Annotated in this window: 12 protein-coding genes; 10 read left to right on the top strand and 2 right to left on the bottom strand. The window is 54.0% G+C overall.

Annotated features, from left to right (window positions below):
- The first annotated feature begins 50 nt into the window (after positions 1 to 50).
- From CFII68_RS03335 to CFII68_RS03375, 9 genes are all read left to right on the top strand, one after another.
- On the top strand, positions 51 to 920 hold the full coding sequence (locus tag CFII68_RS03335) for an ABC transporter substrate-binding protein (RefSeq protein ID WP_033062894.1): 870 nt from the start codon (positions 51 to 53) through the stop codon (positions 918 to 920).
- A 78-nt stretch (positions 921 to 998) separates the two neighbouring features.
- Positions 999 to 1787 (top strand): amino acid ABC transporter ATP-binding protein, encoded by a 789-nt coding sequence (locus CFII68_RS03340; RefSeq protein WP_018612941.1) that lies wholly within the window; start codon positions 999 to 1001, stop codon positions 1785 to 1787.
- On the top strand, positions 1787 to 2443 hold the full coding sequence (locus CFII68_RS03345) for an amino acid ABC transporter permease (RefSeq protein WP_018612939.1): 657 nt from the start codon (positions 1787 to 1789) through the stop codon (positions 2441 to 2443). Before CFII68_RS03340 ends, CFII68_RS03345 begins: the two co-directional genes overlap by 1 nt.
- Positions 2440 to 3123 (top strand): amino acid ABC transporter permease, encoded by a 684-nt coding sequence (locus CFII68_RS03350; protein ID WP_014336532.1) that lies wholly within the window; start codon positions 2440 to 2442, stop codon positions 3121 to 3123. The genes CFII68_RS03345 and CFII68_RS03350 overlap by 4 nt, the downstream gene beginning before the upstream one ends.
- 4 nt (positions 3124 to 3127) lie before the next feature.
- Positions 3128 to 4555: an amidase gene (locus tag CFII68_RS03355; protein WP_018612936.1), complete on the top strand. Its 1428-nt coding sequence runs from the start codon at positions 3128 to 3130 to the stop codon at positions 4553 to 4555.
- Positions 4555 to 5787: a D-amino acid dehydrogenase gene (locus CFII68_RS03360; protein ID WP_018612934.1), complete on the top strand. Its 1233-nt coding sequence runs from the start codon at positions 4555 to 4557 to the stop codon at positions 5785 to 5787. Before CFII68_RS03355 ends, CFII68_RS03360 begins: the two co-directional genes overlap by 1 nt.
- Before the next feature lie 26 nt (positions 5788 to 5813).
- A complete protein-coding gene (locus tag CFII68_RS03365; protein WP_018612932.1) occupies positions 5814 to 6182 on the top strand; it encodes a RidA family protein in 369 nt (122 codons plus the stop codon).
- Positions 6183 to 6986: 804 nt separating this feature from the next.
- Positions 6987 to 8126, top strand: a complete 1140-nt coding sequence (locus CFII68_RS03370; RefSeq protein ID WP_018612928.1) for a DUF6575 domain-containing protein — start codon at positions 6987 to 6989, stop codon at positions 8124 to 8126.
- A 326-nt stretch (positions 8127 to 8452) separates the two neighbouring features.
- Positions 8453 to 9547, top strand: coding sequence for a hypothetical protein (locus CFII68_RS03375; RefSeq protein ID WP_018612926.1), 1095 nt, complete (start codon positions 8453 to 8455; stop codon positions 9545 to 9547).
- A 513-nt stretch (positions 9548 to 10060) separates the two neighbouring features.
- Here CFII68_RS03375 and CFII68_RS03380 read toward each other — a convergent pair.
- Together CFII68_RS03380 and CFII68_RS26350 are read right to left on the bottom strand one after the other, a co-directional pair.
- Positions 10061 to 11050: an SIR2 family protein gene (locus CFII68_RS03380; RefSeq protein ID WP_018612924.1), complete on the bottom strand. Its 990-nt coding sequence runs from the start codon at positions 11048 to 11050 to the stop codon at positions 10061 to 10063.
- Positions 11051 to 11146: 96 nt separating this feature from the next.
- Complete coding sequence (locus tag CFII68_RS26350) at positions 11147 to 12166, bottom strand: phospholipase D family protein (RefSeq protein ID WP_018612922.1); 1020 nt, start codon at positions 12164 to 12166, stop codon at positions 11147 to 11149.
- A gap of 739 nt (positions 12167 to 12905) precedes the next feature.
- Between CFII68_RS26350 and CFII68_RS03385 the strand changes: the two genes are divergently transcribed.
- A complete protein-coding gene (locus CFII68_RS03385; RefSeq protein ID WP_018612920.1) occupies positions 12906 to 16097 on the top strand; it encodes a glycosyltransferase in 3192 nt (1063 codons plus the stop codon).
- Positions 16098 to 16172 lie beyond the last annotated feature (75 nt).

Raw genomic sequence — 16172 nt, 5'->3', positions numbered from 1 at the left:
CGATGCGAAACGTTCTGCTGCCACCATAAAAAACGATCGAGGAGCATCCGATGAAGACGTCCAAAGTTCAGCGTTTTTCCGCTATTTGTGCCGGTTTTATGGTGTCCGTGCTGGCTGCGGCACCGGTGTTCGCATTGGAGACAGTAGCGCCGGGAAGCCTGACCATCGCCTTCAGTGGTGATATGCCAGGAACAGGGTATCAAGATAGTCGGATGGTCGGCTATGACGGTGAAATCCTTCAACAAATTTCTGAAAAACTGGGCCTTAAGGTCAAACCGGCATTAATGGAGTGGTCAGGGACGATTGCCTCGGTGCAGTCCAAGCGCGTGGATGTCATGGCAGGCACCATGGGCTGGACCGAACAACGCTCGAAAATCATGGCCTTGAGCGACCCGATCCACTACTTCAAGAACGGTATCACTCAGACAGACAAGACCAACTGGAACAGCCTCAAGGATCTGCAAGGCAAAAAAGTCGGCACCATCACCGGTTTTTCGTTCATCCCTGAGATGCGCAAGATCGATGGCCTGCAAGTCGCCCTGTACGACACGTCCGATGCGGCCGTTCGCGATCTGCTCGCCGGACGCATCGATGCGGTGATCGGCGACCCACCGGTCATGCAATACGCCATTTCCCGCAATGAGCAATGGCACCTGCATTTCAACGCCTTCGTCGACAACGATCCGAATTTCCCACTGCTGACTGGCTTGGGTCAGGTGGTGTTCGGCTTCAACAAGGCCAGTCCGGAACTGGTGACGGCGGTCAACGCACAGATTCAGACGCTCTGGAAAAACTGTGAGATGCGCAAGATCGGTGCTCGCTACGGCCTGACTCAGGATGTCTGGTTCATGCCCGAAGGCAAGGACCTGCGCCTGGGCGTCGACCGCCCGGCGGACTGGACGCTGCCCGGCTGCAAATAAGTGTGTGCGGCGATGGGGCGGACTCCTGCGGATGCACCGACTCATCGCCATGCCTATAACAAAAAGAGGTTAGCCAAGATGTCGAGCCCGTCTGACGCCGCGTTGCTGCGCGTGCACGAATTACACAAGAACTATGGCGATCTGGAAGTGCTCAAGGGCATCAGCCTGGAGTTGAAGCCCGGTGAGACCCTGTCGCTGATTGGCCCAAGCGGATCTGGAAAGTCCACCTGCCTGCGTTGCATCAATTACCTGGAAAAACCGACCAGTGGCGAGATCTGGCTGGGGAACGAGCTGATCGGGCAGGTCAAGGACGGTCAGCGTTTGCGCCTGATGAGTGACCGGGAGATGGCTGCGCAGCGCCGCGAGATCGCCATGGTGTTCCAGTTGTTCTATCTCTGGCCGCACTTGAACGTGCGCGATAACGTCGCGCTCGGTCCCATCAAGGCCCAAGGCATGCCGCGCAAGCAGGCGTATGAGTTGGCCGACGCGATGTTGGAAAAAGTCCATCTGCGGCACAAGGCCGAGTCTTATCCCGAGCAATTGTCGGGTGGTCAGCAGCAGCGGGTCGCCATCGCCCGGGCTTTGGCCCAGCAACCGAAAGTGATTCTGTTTGATGAACCGACCTCGGCGTTGGATCCCGAGTTGGTCGGCGAAGTGTTGGCCGTGATTCGCGAGCTGGCGGAAGAGGGCCGCAGCATGATCATGGTCACCCACGAAGTGAGGTTTGCCCGCGATGTGGCGGATCGGGTGATCTTCATGGACGGCGGGCGCATTGTCGAACAGGGGCCGTCGGCGCAAGTGATCGACAACCCTTGTCACGAACGTACCCGCAGTTTTCTTGGGCGCATGGCTGTGGAGAGCGCTTGATGGCGAATCTGGAAACTTTCCTCGGGCTGCTGCCCTTGCTGTTGAAAGGCGCAATGAACGCGCTGGAAATCGCCCTCTGCACCTTGGTGCTGGCCAGCGCGGGCGGTCTGGTGCTGGCGGTTTTACTGACGTTCAGCCGATCGCGACTGGTACACGGAGCCATCGCCTGTTTCATCGAATGGATGCGCAATGTGCCTGCGCTGGCGCATCTGTTTCTGATCTACTTTGGGCTGTCCTATCTGGGAATCAATCTGCCCGCGTGGCTGGCGGCCATCGTCGGTTTGAGTCTGGTAGGCAGCGCCGTGTTGGCCGATACTTTCCGAGTTGGCCTGCAATCGCTGCACGTCGGCCAGCATGAAGCCGGGCAGGCCATCGGCCTGCACCGTCTGCAAATTCTGCGCTACATCCTCTTGCCCCAGGCCCTGCGCGTTGCGTTGCCGGCCTATGCCAACTACGTCACCCAACTGATCAAGGACACGTCCATCGCCTCGGCCATTGCCGTGCCGGAAATCATGTTCCTGGCACGCAATCTGGTGACATCCACGTTCCAGACCTCGCTGATTTATCTGGCGGTGATGTGCATCTATGCGGCGATGATCCTGCCAATTGGCGTGGGCTTCATCCGACTTGAACGTCATCTGGGGGCGGCGCGATGATCAGTTTTTTCCAGCAATACCCGGAATACTGGAGCGACTGGATCGCGCGCCTGCTACTCGGCGCACGGGTCAGCGCCGAGCTGTCCCTGACAGGCTTCGCCCTGGCGGCGCTGTTGGGCGCGTTACTGGCCTGGGCGATGAAAAGTCCCAGCGTACTGCTCAAGCGTCTGGCGGTGTTCTTCATCCAGGGGATGCGTGCGGTGCCGCTCCTGGCGTTGCTGCTGGCACTGTATTTCACCTTGCCCAGCCTCGGACTGACGCTATCGGGTTACTGGGCCGGCGCCATCGGTCTGGGCTTGCAGGGCTCGGCCTACGTCGCGGAAATCCTGCGCGGTGGACTGGACTCCTTGCATCGAGGCCAGCGTGAGGCGGCCATCGCCACCGGCCTGACGCCATTGCAAGCCTTCACCGCCGTGATCTTTCCGCAAGCCATTCGCGGCATGTTGCCGCCGTTGCTCAATGCCTACGTGTCGATTCTGAAGGACAGCTCCCTGTGCGCCCTGATCGCCACCGATGAGTTGATGCTGGCGGCCCGGGCCATCGCGTCCGAATCCTTTTTGCCAATGCATATTTTCCTGCTGGTGGGGTTGTTCTATTTCGTCATCGCTTTCCCTCTTTCTCTGTTATCGCGAGTGCTGGAAGTACGATTTTCTCGCGGACGCAAAACCATTCGAGGTTGAACACATGAACATCAAGGATCGAACCGCTTCCCACAGCATTGGCCAGTTGCGGCAAGCGCTGGAGTCCGGAACGCTCACGAGCGAGTCCCTGGTTTGCGCGCAACTGGAGCGGATCGAGCGCTTCAACGGTCAACTCAATGCTTATGTCGAGGCCTATCCCCAGCGCGCGCTTGGTGCCGCCATCGCGGCCGATCGGCAGCGGGCTGCCGGTGTCAACCTGGGGCCATTGCATGGCATTCCAATTGCGATCAAGGATTTGTTCGAGATCGACGGCAAGGCCATAACCGGTGGTTCGCTGGCGCAGGAGCCGCGTATCTCGCGGCTCACCGCCACGGCAGTCCAGCGACTGGAGCGCGCTGGGGCGATCATCATGGGCAAGACCCACACCGTTGAATTCGCTTTTGGGGGGTGGGGCACAAATGCCGTGATGGGCACGCCGTGGAACCCATGGGACGCCGACGTGCATCGTGCTCCTGGTGGTTCCAGCAGCGGTTCGGCGGTGGCGGTGGCCGGCGGGTTGGCAAGCGCGGCATTGGGCACCGACACCGGTGGCTCGGTGCGAATTCCCGCGGGTATGTGTGGTCTGGTTGGCTTGAAAACCACGCGTGGGTTGATTAGCCGTCACGGTTTGATTGAATTGTGTCCATCGCTGGATTCGGTGGGGCCGATTACCCACACCGTCGAAGACGCCGCGTGGATGCTTGACGCGCTGCTGGGGCCGGACCCGCTGGATCCGGTCTCGGCCAAGTCACCAGTGTTCAGCGCCGCGGCAGGCTTGAATCTTCCGGTGGCCGGACTGCGCATCTGGGTGCTGCCACAGGCCGAACGCGTACACATCGCGCCTGGCGTATTGGCAGCCTATGACCAGGGGCTTGAGCAATTGGCCGCACTGGGCATGCATCTGGTCGAACAGCCGCTACCGACTTCGCTGGAGCAGTGCATGCGTGTCGCCGGTGGCCTCATGAGTGCCGAAGGCTACGCCAGCCTTGGTAGCCTGTTCGAGCGCGATGATCTGCGCTTCGATCCTCATGTGCAGCGTCGGGTGCTGAGCGGGCGCGCCATCGACGCGGCGGCTTATATCGATTTGCACAACCAGCGACGTGTTGCCCGTCAAGCCATGGACGAGGCCATGTCCAATGTCGATGCTTGTGCATTCCCGACCAACGCCATTGGCAGTGTGCCGTTGAATCAGGTCGATGAGTACGGTACGCCGCTGGCCTTGCTCGGCCGTTTCGCCAACCTGCTCAATCTCTGTTCAGTGGCGCTGCCGGTGGGCTTCGACGAACAACGTATGCCGGTCTCGATGCAGATCGTCGGGCGTGCTTTCGCCGAACCATTGGCCCTGCGGATCGCCCACGCTTACCAGCAAGTCAGTGATTGGCACCAACGACGGCCTGTGGGTTGGGACCTCTCGGACAGGGTGGTGGCGTAATGGAAATCTGTGTCGTCGGCGCTGGAATCGTTGGCTTGAGCAGTGCCTGGTTTTTACACAAGGCCGGTCATAACGTCACCGTCATCGATCGTGCGGGGGAGGCAGGCATGGGAGCCAGCGCTGCCAATGGAGCGCAATTGAGTTACAGCTATGTGCAACCGCTGGCTGATCCCTCTCTGTTGCCGGGCATTCCGAAAATGCTGTTGGCGCGCAACGGACCGCTGAAGTTTTCGCCGCAATGGAGCGTGGAACAATGGCGCTGGTGTGTGGCGTTTCTCGCGGCCTGCCGTACGTCCATTTCGCGCCAGACCACTGTCGAGCTGCTGGAACTGGCGCAGGAAAGTCGGCTGGCGCTGGACGCCTTCATCAGTCAGGAAAAGGTGCAGTGCGATTTCGCCCGTACCGGAAAACTGGTTCTCTACCCCGATGCTGAAAGCCTGCGCAAGGCCGGCGATCAGGTGAAATTCCAGGCCGCCCAAGGCGCCAAGCAACAAAAAATCGTCAGCCCCGCCGAAGCCTTGTCGATCGAGCCTGCACTTGAGGGCTATAAAAAGGCGTTTCACGGCGCGATCCATACCGACAGCGAATGCGCGGTCGATGGGCGCAAGCTTTGTCAGGAGCTTGCGAGATTATTGAGCAAGCAGGGTGTGCGTTTTCTGTTCGACAGTGAGGTTGCCGCTTTCCGACGTGAACGCGGGCGCATCACCGCGTTGGAGATCCACCACGCCATCGAAGGCCCAGCGCTTTTAGGAACGCAGGCGGTCGTGCTGGCGGCTGGTGCTTACAGTGCGGGGCTATTATCAGCGTTCGGTGTGCGCATGCCGGTCTACCCGCTCAAGGGGTACAGCATTACGTTGCCGATCACTGATTCGATGAATGCACCGACGGTCAGCGTCACTGACATGCGGCGTAAAACAGTGTTCGCCCGGATCGGTGATCGCTTACGCGTCGCAGGGATGGTCGAGTTGTGTGGGTTGGACGCGTCGATTCCCGTTAAGCGTATCGAACAACTGAAAGCCTCGACGCAGGCATTGTTCGGTTCGGGGTGGAACACCGATGATTGTCAGCCCTGGACCGGTTGGCGTCCGGCGACCCCCACCGGGCGGCCGATTCTGGCGGTCAGTGGTTGTGACAACCTGTACGTCAATAGCGGCCAGGGTGCGCTGGGCATGACCTTGGCATTTGGTAGTGCCCAGCGTCTGGTCCGGTTGATCGGTAGCGCAGCGCCTTAACGTTCTCAATTCAGGGAGTAAACCCGATGGCAACGATTCAACGTTTTCAGAGCAGCGTGCGGATGTCCGGAGTGGTCAGTCACGGCGACCTGCTTTACCTCTCCGGCCAAGTGCCCACTGATCTGCAGGTTGGCATTGAAGAACAGACGCAGCAGGTACTGGCCAAGATCGAAGCCTTGTTGTCGCTGGCGGGCAGCGACAAGGGCCAGCTTTTGAGCGCACAGATCTGGCTCAAGGATATTGATCGTGATTTCGCGCTGATGAATTCGGTGTGGGACGCCTGGCTGCCAGCGGACAGTGCTCCGGCACGGGCCACTGTTCAGGCACGTCTGGCGCGGCCTGAGGTGCTGGTGGAGATTATGGTTGTAGCAGTGAGATCTGCTTCTGGTGTTTGAGAGGGGCGGGGCGACTCATTCTTTCGGGCACAAAAAAGGCACTTGCGATAATCGCTAAGTGCCTGATTTGTTTAGCTTATTTGGTGGGCCGGGGTAATTTGAATCCGTTCAGTAACATATTGATTGATAAGATTAATATTGGGTTTTATTTTTAGTTGGAATACCAACTGGAATACTGCACTCCCCTTGACCACCCACTTGCATTCGATCTGATCAGCACGCTTCGTAACCATGATTGGCAGTGAACTGGCCATAGCTGCCGGTGGCGACAGGCAGAAATCGGCATTCACTGTCGGGTGATGAATGAGGCGTGCGCATGCTCGACACCTGGGAGCAGGAATCGCTGGGAGTGATGGGGGGAGAGTCAGCAGTGACTGAGGCGCAGTTTCGGGATAGCATAAAGCCTTTATAGATGGGGCGTTGTGACATGGACGTTAGTAACAAGTGGTACGAGGAGCTGCCTGAACAGTGCCCGCCAGCAGAGGCTTTCATCCCAAGAGGCTTCGTGTGCTACCGTCTATGCGAGGGCGAATCGCCTTCGGATGTAGATTTTCTTTCTCATAGACACCTCACCCCACACAAAAAATTCAGCGTCCCCGAGTGTCAAGCTCGAGCCATATCAGTCTTCCAAAATTCAGAAGACCTAGGCGGCGTCTTGAAACTGGCTGCTCATCGTCATAAGAAAATTGTACGGATCACTCTAGATTCGTGCGACGGTGCAGCGATGAAAACAAGCGGTTCCAGCCATTATTCGTGGTGGAGATCAGCGGGATTTGAAGTGGCCAGGGCAATAGAGGATGTCGCATGAAAGCTATACAGCTTATGCACATATTGCTCGAATATGATTACCCGCAGGTTTTCATTGCTCGCGACGCGATCGGAGTTCGTTACGTTTGCATGGTTTCCGAGATCATTGATCACGAGCCGACATTCTTGTGCGTTCCTGTTTCTGAGCGTCGAGCGGCAGATTTGTGTAGCGCCAAGATCGACCTGAGAGCTATCTATGAGCATCCTGAGATTAGTGAGTTTTACAACGCGAAACCTTCTGATCTAACACAGCCGTTCGAATTGGTTGGTGCAGAGTTAAGGGTAGTTCCGATGTCCCTTCTGCCCGATGAAGGGCTGATTTTTCACCATGATGACGAGGTGTTAAATAAGGCCCAAGAGCTGAACTCAACGGTTGCTTACGCTTCGCTATCGATGCCCGAGTCCGTGAGCGAGCCTCGCATCAGGACTCGCAAACTATCGGAGTTTCTTGCTATTTACGAAAGTGTTTTGAGAAATCTGGCAAGATTTACTGCTAAGTTTGCCGGAAGGCCAATACCTAAAGGGGAGGATCCCTCTGAGTCACACGTATTTGGGTTTTGTCATGGATCATTTACAGTTCAAGTCCGGAGCGCTGAAGCGTGCGATATGCTCGGCGAAAACAAGGCTTTGATAGCAGCATTTGCCAAATTGAATGATTTTCTAGACGTCGCAGCTGATACTGATCAGGCGGTTAAATTTCTACAGTCAGTAAAAGGCCACACTGCCTCTTCTTTAATCGGGTTACTAAACTTTATTTCTGAGAATGACTGTCAGCTAACCAACCGATGGTCTACCCCAGGCATGAATAGCTCAAGTCAGGGCCGGATTCGTGTGGCAACTGCTCAAAATATCATTCAGAGATGCCGTTATCGCGAAGATCTGAGCTTGGAGAGAGTTGACCTCGTCGGAATAGTCGACTCAGCAGATGTTACTGCCAAAACCTGGAAAATTCTTGTCGATGGCATTGCTCATAGTGGCAGCGTCAAGGAGGGTTCAGAGATTAATTTGGCGGGAATTGTACTCAGCAACAGGTACATCTTCCGCTGTGAAGAGAAAATTGAAATGGTTCTTGGCACTGGTCGCGAGGTGAAGAAACTAAGCTTGGTGTCATTCGCCCCTTCGAGTCCGAAGGACTAACTACGCAGTTTGGCGAAGTTCAAAGTGATAGTATCAAAAAGCTCGCATTTAGCGAGCTTTTGGTTCTGTCAGTTCCCATCGTATCGATTGAAATGACCGCTTTATGGCACATTGTTGCTGGTCACAAAGGGCGGCTATCGACCAAGTACGGACGGTGAGTGGCTTCTGCGGCCACCGACTCGGACCTATGGTTTGGCGGCTAGTTCGCGGCGAGGGCGCTTACGAATAAAGCCAGCGACCAGGTCTATCGCAATTGATCTTCCCGAAATGAACGCGCTCAGGGTAGATTACCGACAGCAGTCATTAACCGTATGGAAGATTGGTAAATGCTTAAGATTGATATAAATAGATCTGAAAAATGGGTCGCATTCGCTGTCACCGGCGTGCTCTCCGTACCTCCTATCGGCCTTGGCTTGGGGCCCGATATGTACCTTATCCAAGATCAAAAAAATCCCGGTTCTGGCACCTCTGAGCTTTTCTCCGCAGTTGAAGAGTCTTTTCATGAGTTTGGTGTTACTGATCCTACTCCTCTAACTTTAGGTTTTATAAAAGTACTTTTAATTCCGATGAAGGATGTAACGGAGAACGGTATAAAAGTCGGATTGATGGTGGCTGACTTGGCGCTTTCTGTGTTTAACAAAAAAATTGCCATGGCGCGAGCGCGACTTATAAACTGGCATAGAAGAGACGGTGTGGCCGTTGGTGCGATATTCGAGCACGGAAAATGGTGCTCATTAAAGACTAGAAATACGGCCATGGGGCCCGGCCTCCGGTTTGACCCGGGCATCAGCTACTGGGATAAATTCCTCCACGATCACATTGCAGGTAAGCTTACGCCTTTAGGTAAAGCTTTAAGTAAATGCATGTCTTGGGATAGGGAGTCGCAGCAGACAGCCAACATTTCCCATAGGTTCGCTTTCTCGTGGATTGGTTTGGAAGCAATGCTGCCACCGAATGAGAAGGACGGCACCGGCGCAGGGAAGCGCTTTCCAATTCTCATTGGAGTTCCAGGAAAATACTACTCAAAGAAAATTAATGAAAATGAAATTTTACGAAATTTTCTCGCAATTAATTCGAATCCTGATGCGAAGAATTGGAAGGACGCAATAGGGGAAATGTATCGATACCGCTGTGAAATTTTTCATGAAGGCGGTACCGATTTCACATCTGACACCATCGAGCCTCTAAAGGCGGATTGGTACGCGAAAGTAGCGGATTTTTTGTGTGACCGCTTAGTTACGCTTGGTGGTATGGCGTTCAATGATAATGTCAATACCGTTGAGGAGTTTTGGGATTCATATGTGCTTCAGTTTCTCTTGTCGCCTAACAATCACTGGAATGCGTCAGGTGTTTTCTTTGGGGGGCATCTAATAAAATTTGACTGGTCGTCAGGGGTCTTCCCGGAGATTAACCATGTCTAATACATACACGCTCGCTCGGGGTTAAGCTGATAGTGATCAACGTGCTTTCTCCGAGGTAGCGCTTCTCTACCCCCAGCCTGGTGGCTGGGTATAGCATTACTCTCCGGTTACACGGCTAGCCTTGGTCATCAATTGTCTCCGACACATACTAATTCAGTGCCGCGACAGCAGCAGCTTCATTGTGTATATAATAAACTCACTTAGCCAATGTCTGGCCGATAATTGCCTCTCGCCATTGGCAACTCTTGGTCAAGGGTGTTATTCCGGGCTAGCTTGCTTATTCTCAGCTGCCGAAGAAAACAGCAGGATTCTGTAGCGGAAAGGAGTCTTGATGAAACTGAGTCTATTGTTCTTTGCTACTGACCTGTACGGGTAGTTTATTAATCTAAATCGCCCAGAAACAGGCGACGAAACAATTTAAATAGATAGATTAATTAAACAAGCAGTCCACTAGTGGCCGCCCAGCTAAGCATTTCCGTATTCATCATGCTGCTTCATCCGTTGCTCTGAACACTATTTCTGCCTCGGAAACTTAAACGCCCTCTGCTTGGCGGGCGACTTATAGATTTGCGACCCACAGTGCAAGCTTTCATCGAGCCGTGGTGGAGTAGGGTACAGTTCTGGCAAGGATGCGATCTTCTTTTCTATGAGGTCTGCGGCTTGGAGGTAGCAGTCGTGATAGTTTCCCGCGACCACTGGTACCACCTTTACATTCAACGACCGCAGCAGCGACGTGACGGGTGTTTCATCTGCCTCCCTATCGAGCGATACGTGGTAGTAAAAAACCTGCCCTGTCTGGTGCCGCCGCCGCCGTTTGTGCAGCAATAGCCACCAAAGATCGATCTCCGTAAAGTCCAAACCAAGCCCGACAATGTGGATGTGGTCGCGTAAAAAATAATCCACCCAGGAGTAGATGCTACGGTTCTCCGTGAATTCGAGAATTCCGTTTTTCACCGGGCTACCGACACGCCCATGGGGGTGACCTTTGAGCTCGACCGAATCCGTCACATAGTTGCGGATCTTTTGCAGGTATCCAGCGTAGTGATCGAAGCCCAGCACCATTGAACCTGGCCGGGCTACATCGCCATGAACATGCCAAATTTCCTTCTTGCCAGCGGTGTGCCGGCGAAAGAGGCTGTATCTCGATTCGGGAGCAAGAAACGTAGGTGAGTGAAGTGGCCCCGCAAATGCCTCCTCGATCGTGAAGTCATAATTCGTGGTCATGATCACGTTGAATTGACCACAGATCCTCTTGTGAGCTTCGACCGACTCGATCTGTTTGAGTAATTTAGCGAACTCAACCTTTACCGTATGCTCCGCTTTCTGGAATGGCATTGAGGAGCGGGCGCATAGCTCCTCGATAAACATGGACAGGGGTTTAGATTCAATATGTGGCACCAAGTCTATGCCACCAAATGTCGTCGCCAATTCCCGCAGTATTTCGTTCCAGCCTCTCTGCAATGCTACGCGGTTGATACCGTTTCCAAGAAGAAGACTATGCATAGGTTTCCAATATGATTTGGGAATCAGAGGGCAGTGGTGCACAGCGGGTTGTTTCCGTCATAGGATTGGATATCCCGAGAACAACAGTCAGTATCACTAGCCAATCTGGTCTGCCTCCCACTCAATGAAGTTGTCCAAAGGAATGCATCGGGCTGTGCCCGGCTCGGCCCCGAGGAACAACTCATCAACCCAAGGTTTGAGCCGTTTTGCCAAGACTGGGCCGTCTTCCTTCGAGAAGGTCATACCCGACACCCGTTTCAGCTGCCCTGTCATGGTTAACGGCACAGTGCTTGCTCTTTCAGTACTTACGAAGGTCCTGTCGAGCTGAGGGATACGTACCCAAGCACTCACGCTTGTCAGACGCTTGGTGGGACCATAGCGCATAGCAATGATCGGAGCATCGATAGGTAATGGCTCCTCGCTGTCGTCAGGCCAGTCTTCAAAGAAGTCCAGCTTGGTATTCCGCACATTGGGAAGATCTGATCGTCTTGCGTCTTTCTCTGCTTGGACGGCTTCGGCTTTGGCTTGGTCGCTTGCTTCCAGTCGATAGATTGCAATGTATATGTTTCGATTTTTTAAAGTGTTGGAGGGTGCATCTAAGAGCTTGTTGACACTGAACGGGCGGCTTGTACGGTTCTTTACCCACTGAATATGAGCTTTGATCAAACGATCTTCTGATACGGCCGCACCTTGCTGCCACAGGTGCTCAAACCATTCCTGCATCTGTGTCAATTGTGATTGCTCGTGGACCAGCATTCCGGCTTCATGCCAACCTGCACATTCCACTCCTTCAAAGCCCAATCCATTCACAGATAGATTGGCAGACCCCACTATTGCGGCAGTTTCACTAATCGCGACCTTTGCATGGAGGTTGTCCAGCGTCAGGATCCGAATGCCGGGCTTTTCCTTGGCTAGCTCGATCAGCTCACGGATGACCTGTGGGTTGGTCCCGCCACTACCAAGGTTGCAAATTATTCGCAAGGACCGGCCCTTCCATGCTTTGGCAATAAGCGTTTGAGCACCTTCGCCCCAGAAAGCAACCGCTATTGATAAATCCCCGCTGCTTTCGATCAGGCTGCGAAATTGTTCTAGGTATTTTTTTGACGACAGGAACATCAGTTGCCCCGGAGAAGATTTAGAACCTACCAGCTTATCTGAAGGTGAGGGAGCTGTGATGATCCGCGATGGAAAGCGATACAGGGTCCCTTCGTCGTGTTCAGGTATGTTCGCTGCCTGGGCGACGACGGCTGGTTGTTACGAGGGTGAAGGCAGCTTAAAAAAACGCTGGGCAGCTCGAACGGTGGCGTTCTCTAAAATGACCGCTTTTGGGCCGTTTTCGGCCTGCCACGACTAACCGGCTTGGGTTGTTTTTTGCCATTGCTGCGGTGTTTTTCGAGCAGGTTCATCCGCAAGAGAATATCCACGCTGAGATAGATGAAGGCGGGCAAGCAAGCCTGGAGGGTTGCCTATCAGCTGCCGTCGTTGGTGGCAGGCCGTAGTCGACCTAAGCGGACCTTCGCAGGCTATTAGTCAGCCAAGCTAGGAATGCCTGCCCGATGACATTATGCGAGTCTGCTCTCGCTAATCATCTATCGTTCGCCATGTCGGCGGCTCCCAACAGCGCATTAAGCTGGCTGCAGATGGTGGGAAAGCAGCGCTCATGCGCTGAATGGACTTGCGATGCGGTTGCCTTGCTCTGGTTCTGGACAATCACAGGCTCTCGGTGCTGAAGGGCTGCAATTTCGTTGGGGGGATGCATCCGTCCTAACGGCGTAGATCCGAGTGCGAAGCTGTGCGGTCTCCGGTTATGATGTGGCACTTGGACACTGCTACGGAACAAGGATCGGAGTGGTAAATGCATAAGAAGGTTTTCGGGGCGCAGCGACAACAGCTACTTGACTGGCTGGCGACACACTGGCTTAGCGAAGGCCCACCCATATGCTTCATCCAAGGATCTCCAGGAGTCGGAAAGACTGCGCTTGCCGCCGATTTGTGCGAAGTCGCCAAGAGGGAGGGCACATTTTTAACCTGTTTCGAAGAGGTTACGAGTCGGCCCGATCCTTCGCTGACTGATCTCTTCATTGACCTAGCTGCCAACTTAAGCAGTCATTGCCATCTGCCCGATATGGAAGCGGCTCTGCTGACAGGTCGCGAAATGAACCTTCCCCGCGCGCTTGATCGTGCGCTTCGGAATAAGGTGCTCATCGTCATTGATGACATTCAGCGACTTTTCAAGAACGACACCGGAGAGCCAATCGAAGAGGTCGCAGCGGTTTTGTCTTCAATAGGATCTATTCGTGGACACCAAGGCCGGCTGCTGCTGCTGAGTGACCGTTTACTGGAGCAAGGACGCTGGTCGACTGATATACCAATCAAGAAGCTTGACGAACTGGAGGTCGATGACGCCGTCGGACTACTTGAGGATCGCCTGTCGGATGCAAAAATCCCTGACGCCGTCGAAGGCGAACGTAAGACAGACCTCGTCCAAGCGTTAGGAAGAAATCCGAGAGCCATCGAAACACTGGTTTCAACGCTTGCCTTTGAGTCGTTGGATGACGTAATCGGTCGCCACCCTGGATTCTGGTCTGTAGAAGACCGCAGCGTCTCCCGTGGTTTTTTGCTTAAGCTAGAAAAGGATTTACTAGAGCGCTCTATTTTAAGGCTGAGCCCTGAACACTACAGGCGACTGTTGCTGCTCAGTGTGCACAGGAAGAACTTTGAGCAAGCTGTGTTCCAATTGCTGTGCGACGGAAAGCGTGAGGAGAGTAGGCAGTTGGCTCACGCGCTTGTGGCTCACTTCCTCTTGAAGCATGTTGCAGGTTGGTACTCCGTTCAAGCAGTCGTACGGGAAATCGGGCTCGCGCACCTCAAAGATCATGAGTCCGACTTTAAGCAGGCGCACGCGCGAGCAGCCGAGTATTACGTTAGACCTCTAAAATCTCGCGATGTAAGTGGTTTCAATTCTCGCCTTGTTAACTCATTTGCTGAGGCTCGTTATCATCTTTACCACGCAGGCCGGAACGAAGAATTAAGGCAATTGCTCGTCCAAATGATGGATGTTGCCCTCGCGGAAATGTCCAGTTTTTCGCCCGTTCCGGGGCATCCGGATGTTCTAAATGAACGCATCGGAATACTCACTATTTTACTCGAAAATGACGCTCCGGGTGGCTTGCACTATTACATGGCTAGGTGTTTGCGGGCCCGTAATAAAACGGGTGATCTTCAGAGCGCGATCACGCACGCGCGTATATCGACATCTGGTCGCAGGGCTCCCGCAGATAACTGGGTGCTGTTGGCGCAACTTCTAGAGCAAAGTGGCGATAAGCCAAGGGCGATTGATACCATTTACAAAGCTCTGGACTCCGTTCCAATGCAAGACAAAAGATTTTCTCTATATCACTACGGAGCAGCACTTCTCGCGAGCGACAACAGATCATCAGATGCACTGATTTTACTGCAGGAAGGAATACTCAATGTTCCGGCCGAGAAAAATGTTGCGAACCTATACGCAAAAGCTGCTGATCTGTACATGGAACAGGACAGAGCGGAAATGGCGATCGGATTATTGCAAGAAGGCATCCGACGAGTCCCTGCGAAGCACAACTTAATTTGGCTCTACCGAGGGCTGACTCAAGCGTTCCTCAAAGAAGATCGAGTCCCGGATGCCAATGATCTACTGCATCAAGCAATTGCCAATCAAACCTTCGATGGTGTTGATTTGGAGGCGATCTGGGAGCTACAAAAGACTATCCCGGCGAATAAGGCGACTCCCCCGCTGGGACGCCAAGCTCAGAGGATTGAACCGACCCTGCATGCGCGGGAGAATGGCTCTGTAAGTTCTGCAGCTGAGAAAGAATATTCGAATAAGCGAATTCTAGTGATGGCTACGGAGTGGACTGCAAAGCAGGGGGGACTTTCCACGTTCAATAGAGAACTCTGCACTTCATTGGCGAATCTAGGGCACGAAGTTATTTGTATCGTACCTGAAGCCCAACCAAGTGAGGTGGAGGCTGCCGGTCGCAAGAATGTTCGACTTAAGGCGGCATCAAGGGTGACAGGCGCAGATGCTTTCAGTGGTTTGATGCGTAAGCTGCCGTTGGATGATTTTGTTCCTGATGTTGTAGTGGGACATGGTCGTATCACAGGATATGCGGCTAAGGTTCAGCAGGAAGACTCATTTCCGGACGCTAAGCGAGTACATTTCGTTCATATGGCTCCTGGCGAAATCGAGTGGTACAAGGGGAAGGAGGATGCAGCCCAGACGGCAGAGCAACGTGAAGCAATTGAGCTAAATCTCTGTAAAGAGGCAGACTTAGTTGCGGCCGTTGGACCGCGCCTTCATCTGGAGTGCGGCAATCTGTTAGCCGCCCTCGAACCGTCCCCGAAACTGCACCAATATACCCCAGGCTTACACGATATCGTTTCTAGGAGTCCCCCTCCGGGCATTCTCTGCCTAGTCTTAGGCCGAGCCGAGGATATGGAGCTGAAGGGACTGGATATTGCCGCACTAGCCATGGCCAAACTATTGGATTCAGGGTCCGAGTTCGAGTCCCCGCCTGAGCTCGTTGTCCGGGGCGCTCCCTTGGGGACGGGGACGAGTCTAAGAGATACGCTTCGGAAGCTTGTCTATCCGAGCGATCTCTCCATCCGTGTCAAAGAGTATTCTGCAGACGTCGATGCCATTGAGCAGGATCTACGGCGTGCATCGGTTCTACTCATGCCATCTCGGCGAGAAGGTTTCGGCCTGGTGTCGCTGGAAGCTCTTCAAGTCGGAACGCCAATCCTAGTTAGCAATAAAAGTGGCTTTGCGGAATTTCTCAAGACTAAGATCACGAGCGCAAGTCAATTTCAGCAGTACGTTGTAAGAACGGTGGACGACTGCGAAGAATCTGCCGACGAGTGGTGCAAAGCGCTTGATTTCGTACTCCGAGATCGCAACGCGGCTTTTAAGCGGACAGTCGATCTGCAAAAAATAATGGACGGCCATACTTGGGAGGCCGCATCAGCAGAATTGCTTTCTGCGCTTTTCGCTGGGGCTGGCCTCTGACCCTCACTGGCAAGATTCCTGTTCAGAGCAGATAGCTTTGCTCTGACAACAGTGACCCAAAACGGACTGGGCGAA

Source organism: Pseudomonas sp. CFII68 (assembly GCF_000416195.1).
GTDB classification, from domain to species: domain Bacteria; phylum Pseudomonadota; class Gammaproteobacteria; order Pseudomonadales; family Pseudomonadaceae; genus Aquipseudomonas; species Aquipseudomonas kilonensis.
Note: the sequence above shows the minus strand (reverse complement) of the source record. Positions and strands in the feature narration are given on the sequence as shown.

What these genes read in the sequence shown, in the direction of transcription:
- CFII68_RS26350 (WP_018612922.1), bottom strand. Translation starts at nt 12,166, where the DNA reads ATGTTCCTGTCGTCAAAAAAATACCTAGAACAATTTCGCAGCCTGATC.
- CFII68_RS03385 (WP_018612920.1), top strand. Translation starts at nt 12,906, where the DNA reads ATGCATAAGAAGGTTTTCGGGGCGCAGCGACAACAGCTACTTGACTGG.
- CFII68_RS03380 (WP_018612924.1), bottom strand. Translation starts at nt 11,050, where the DNA reads ATGCATAGTCTTCTTCTTGGAAACGGTATCAACCGCGTAGCATTGCAG.
- CFII68_RS03365 (WP_018612932.1), top strand. Translation starts at nt 5,814, where the DNA reads ATGGCAACGATTCAACGTTTTCAGAGCAGCGTGCGGATGTCCGGAGTG.
- CFII68_RS03375 (WP_018612926.1), top strand. Translation starts at nt 8,453, where the DNA reads ATGCTTAAGATTGATATAAATAGATCTGAAAAATGGGTCGCATTCGCT.
- CFII68_RS03360 (WP_018612934.1), top strand. Translation starts at nt 4,555, where the DNA reads ATGGAAATCTGTGTCGTCGGCGCTGGAATCGTTGGCTTGAGCAGTGCC.
- CFII68_RS03350 (WP_014336532.1), top strand. Translation starts at nt 2,440, where the DNA reads ATGATCAGTTTTTTCCAGCAATACCCGGAATACTGGAGCGACTGGATC.
- CFII68_RS03370 (WP_018612928.1), top strand. Translation starts at nt 6,987, where the DNA reads ATGAAAGCTATACAGCTTATGCACATATTGCTCGAATATGATTACCCG.
- CFII68_RS03345 (WP_018612939.1), top strand. Translation starts at nt 1,787, where the DNA reads ATGGCGAATCTGGAAACTTTCCTCGGGCTGCTGCCCTTGCTGTTGAAA.
- CFII68_RS03335 (WP_033062894.1), top strand. Translation starts at nt 51, where the DNA reads ATGAAGACGTCCAAAGTTCAGCGTTTTTCCGCTATTTGTGCCGGTTTT.
- CFII68_RS03355 (WP_018612936.1), top strand. Translation starts at nt 3,128, where the DNA reads ATGAACATCAAGGATCGAACCGCTTCCCACAGCATTGGCCAGTTGCGG.
- CFII68_RS03340 (WP_018612941.1), top strand. Translation starts at nt 999, where the DNA reads ATGTCGAGCCCGTCTGACGCCGCGTTGCTGCGCGTGCACGAATTACAC.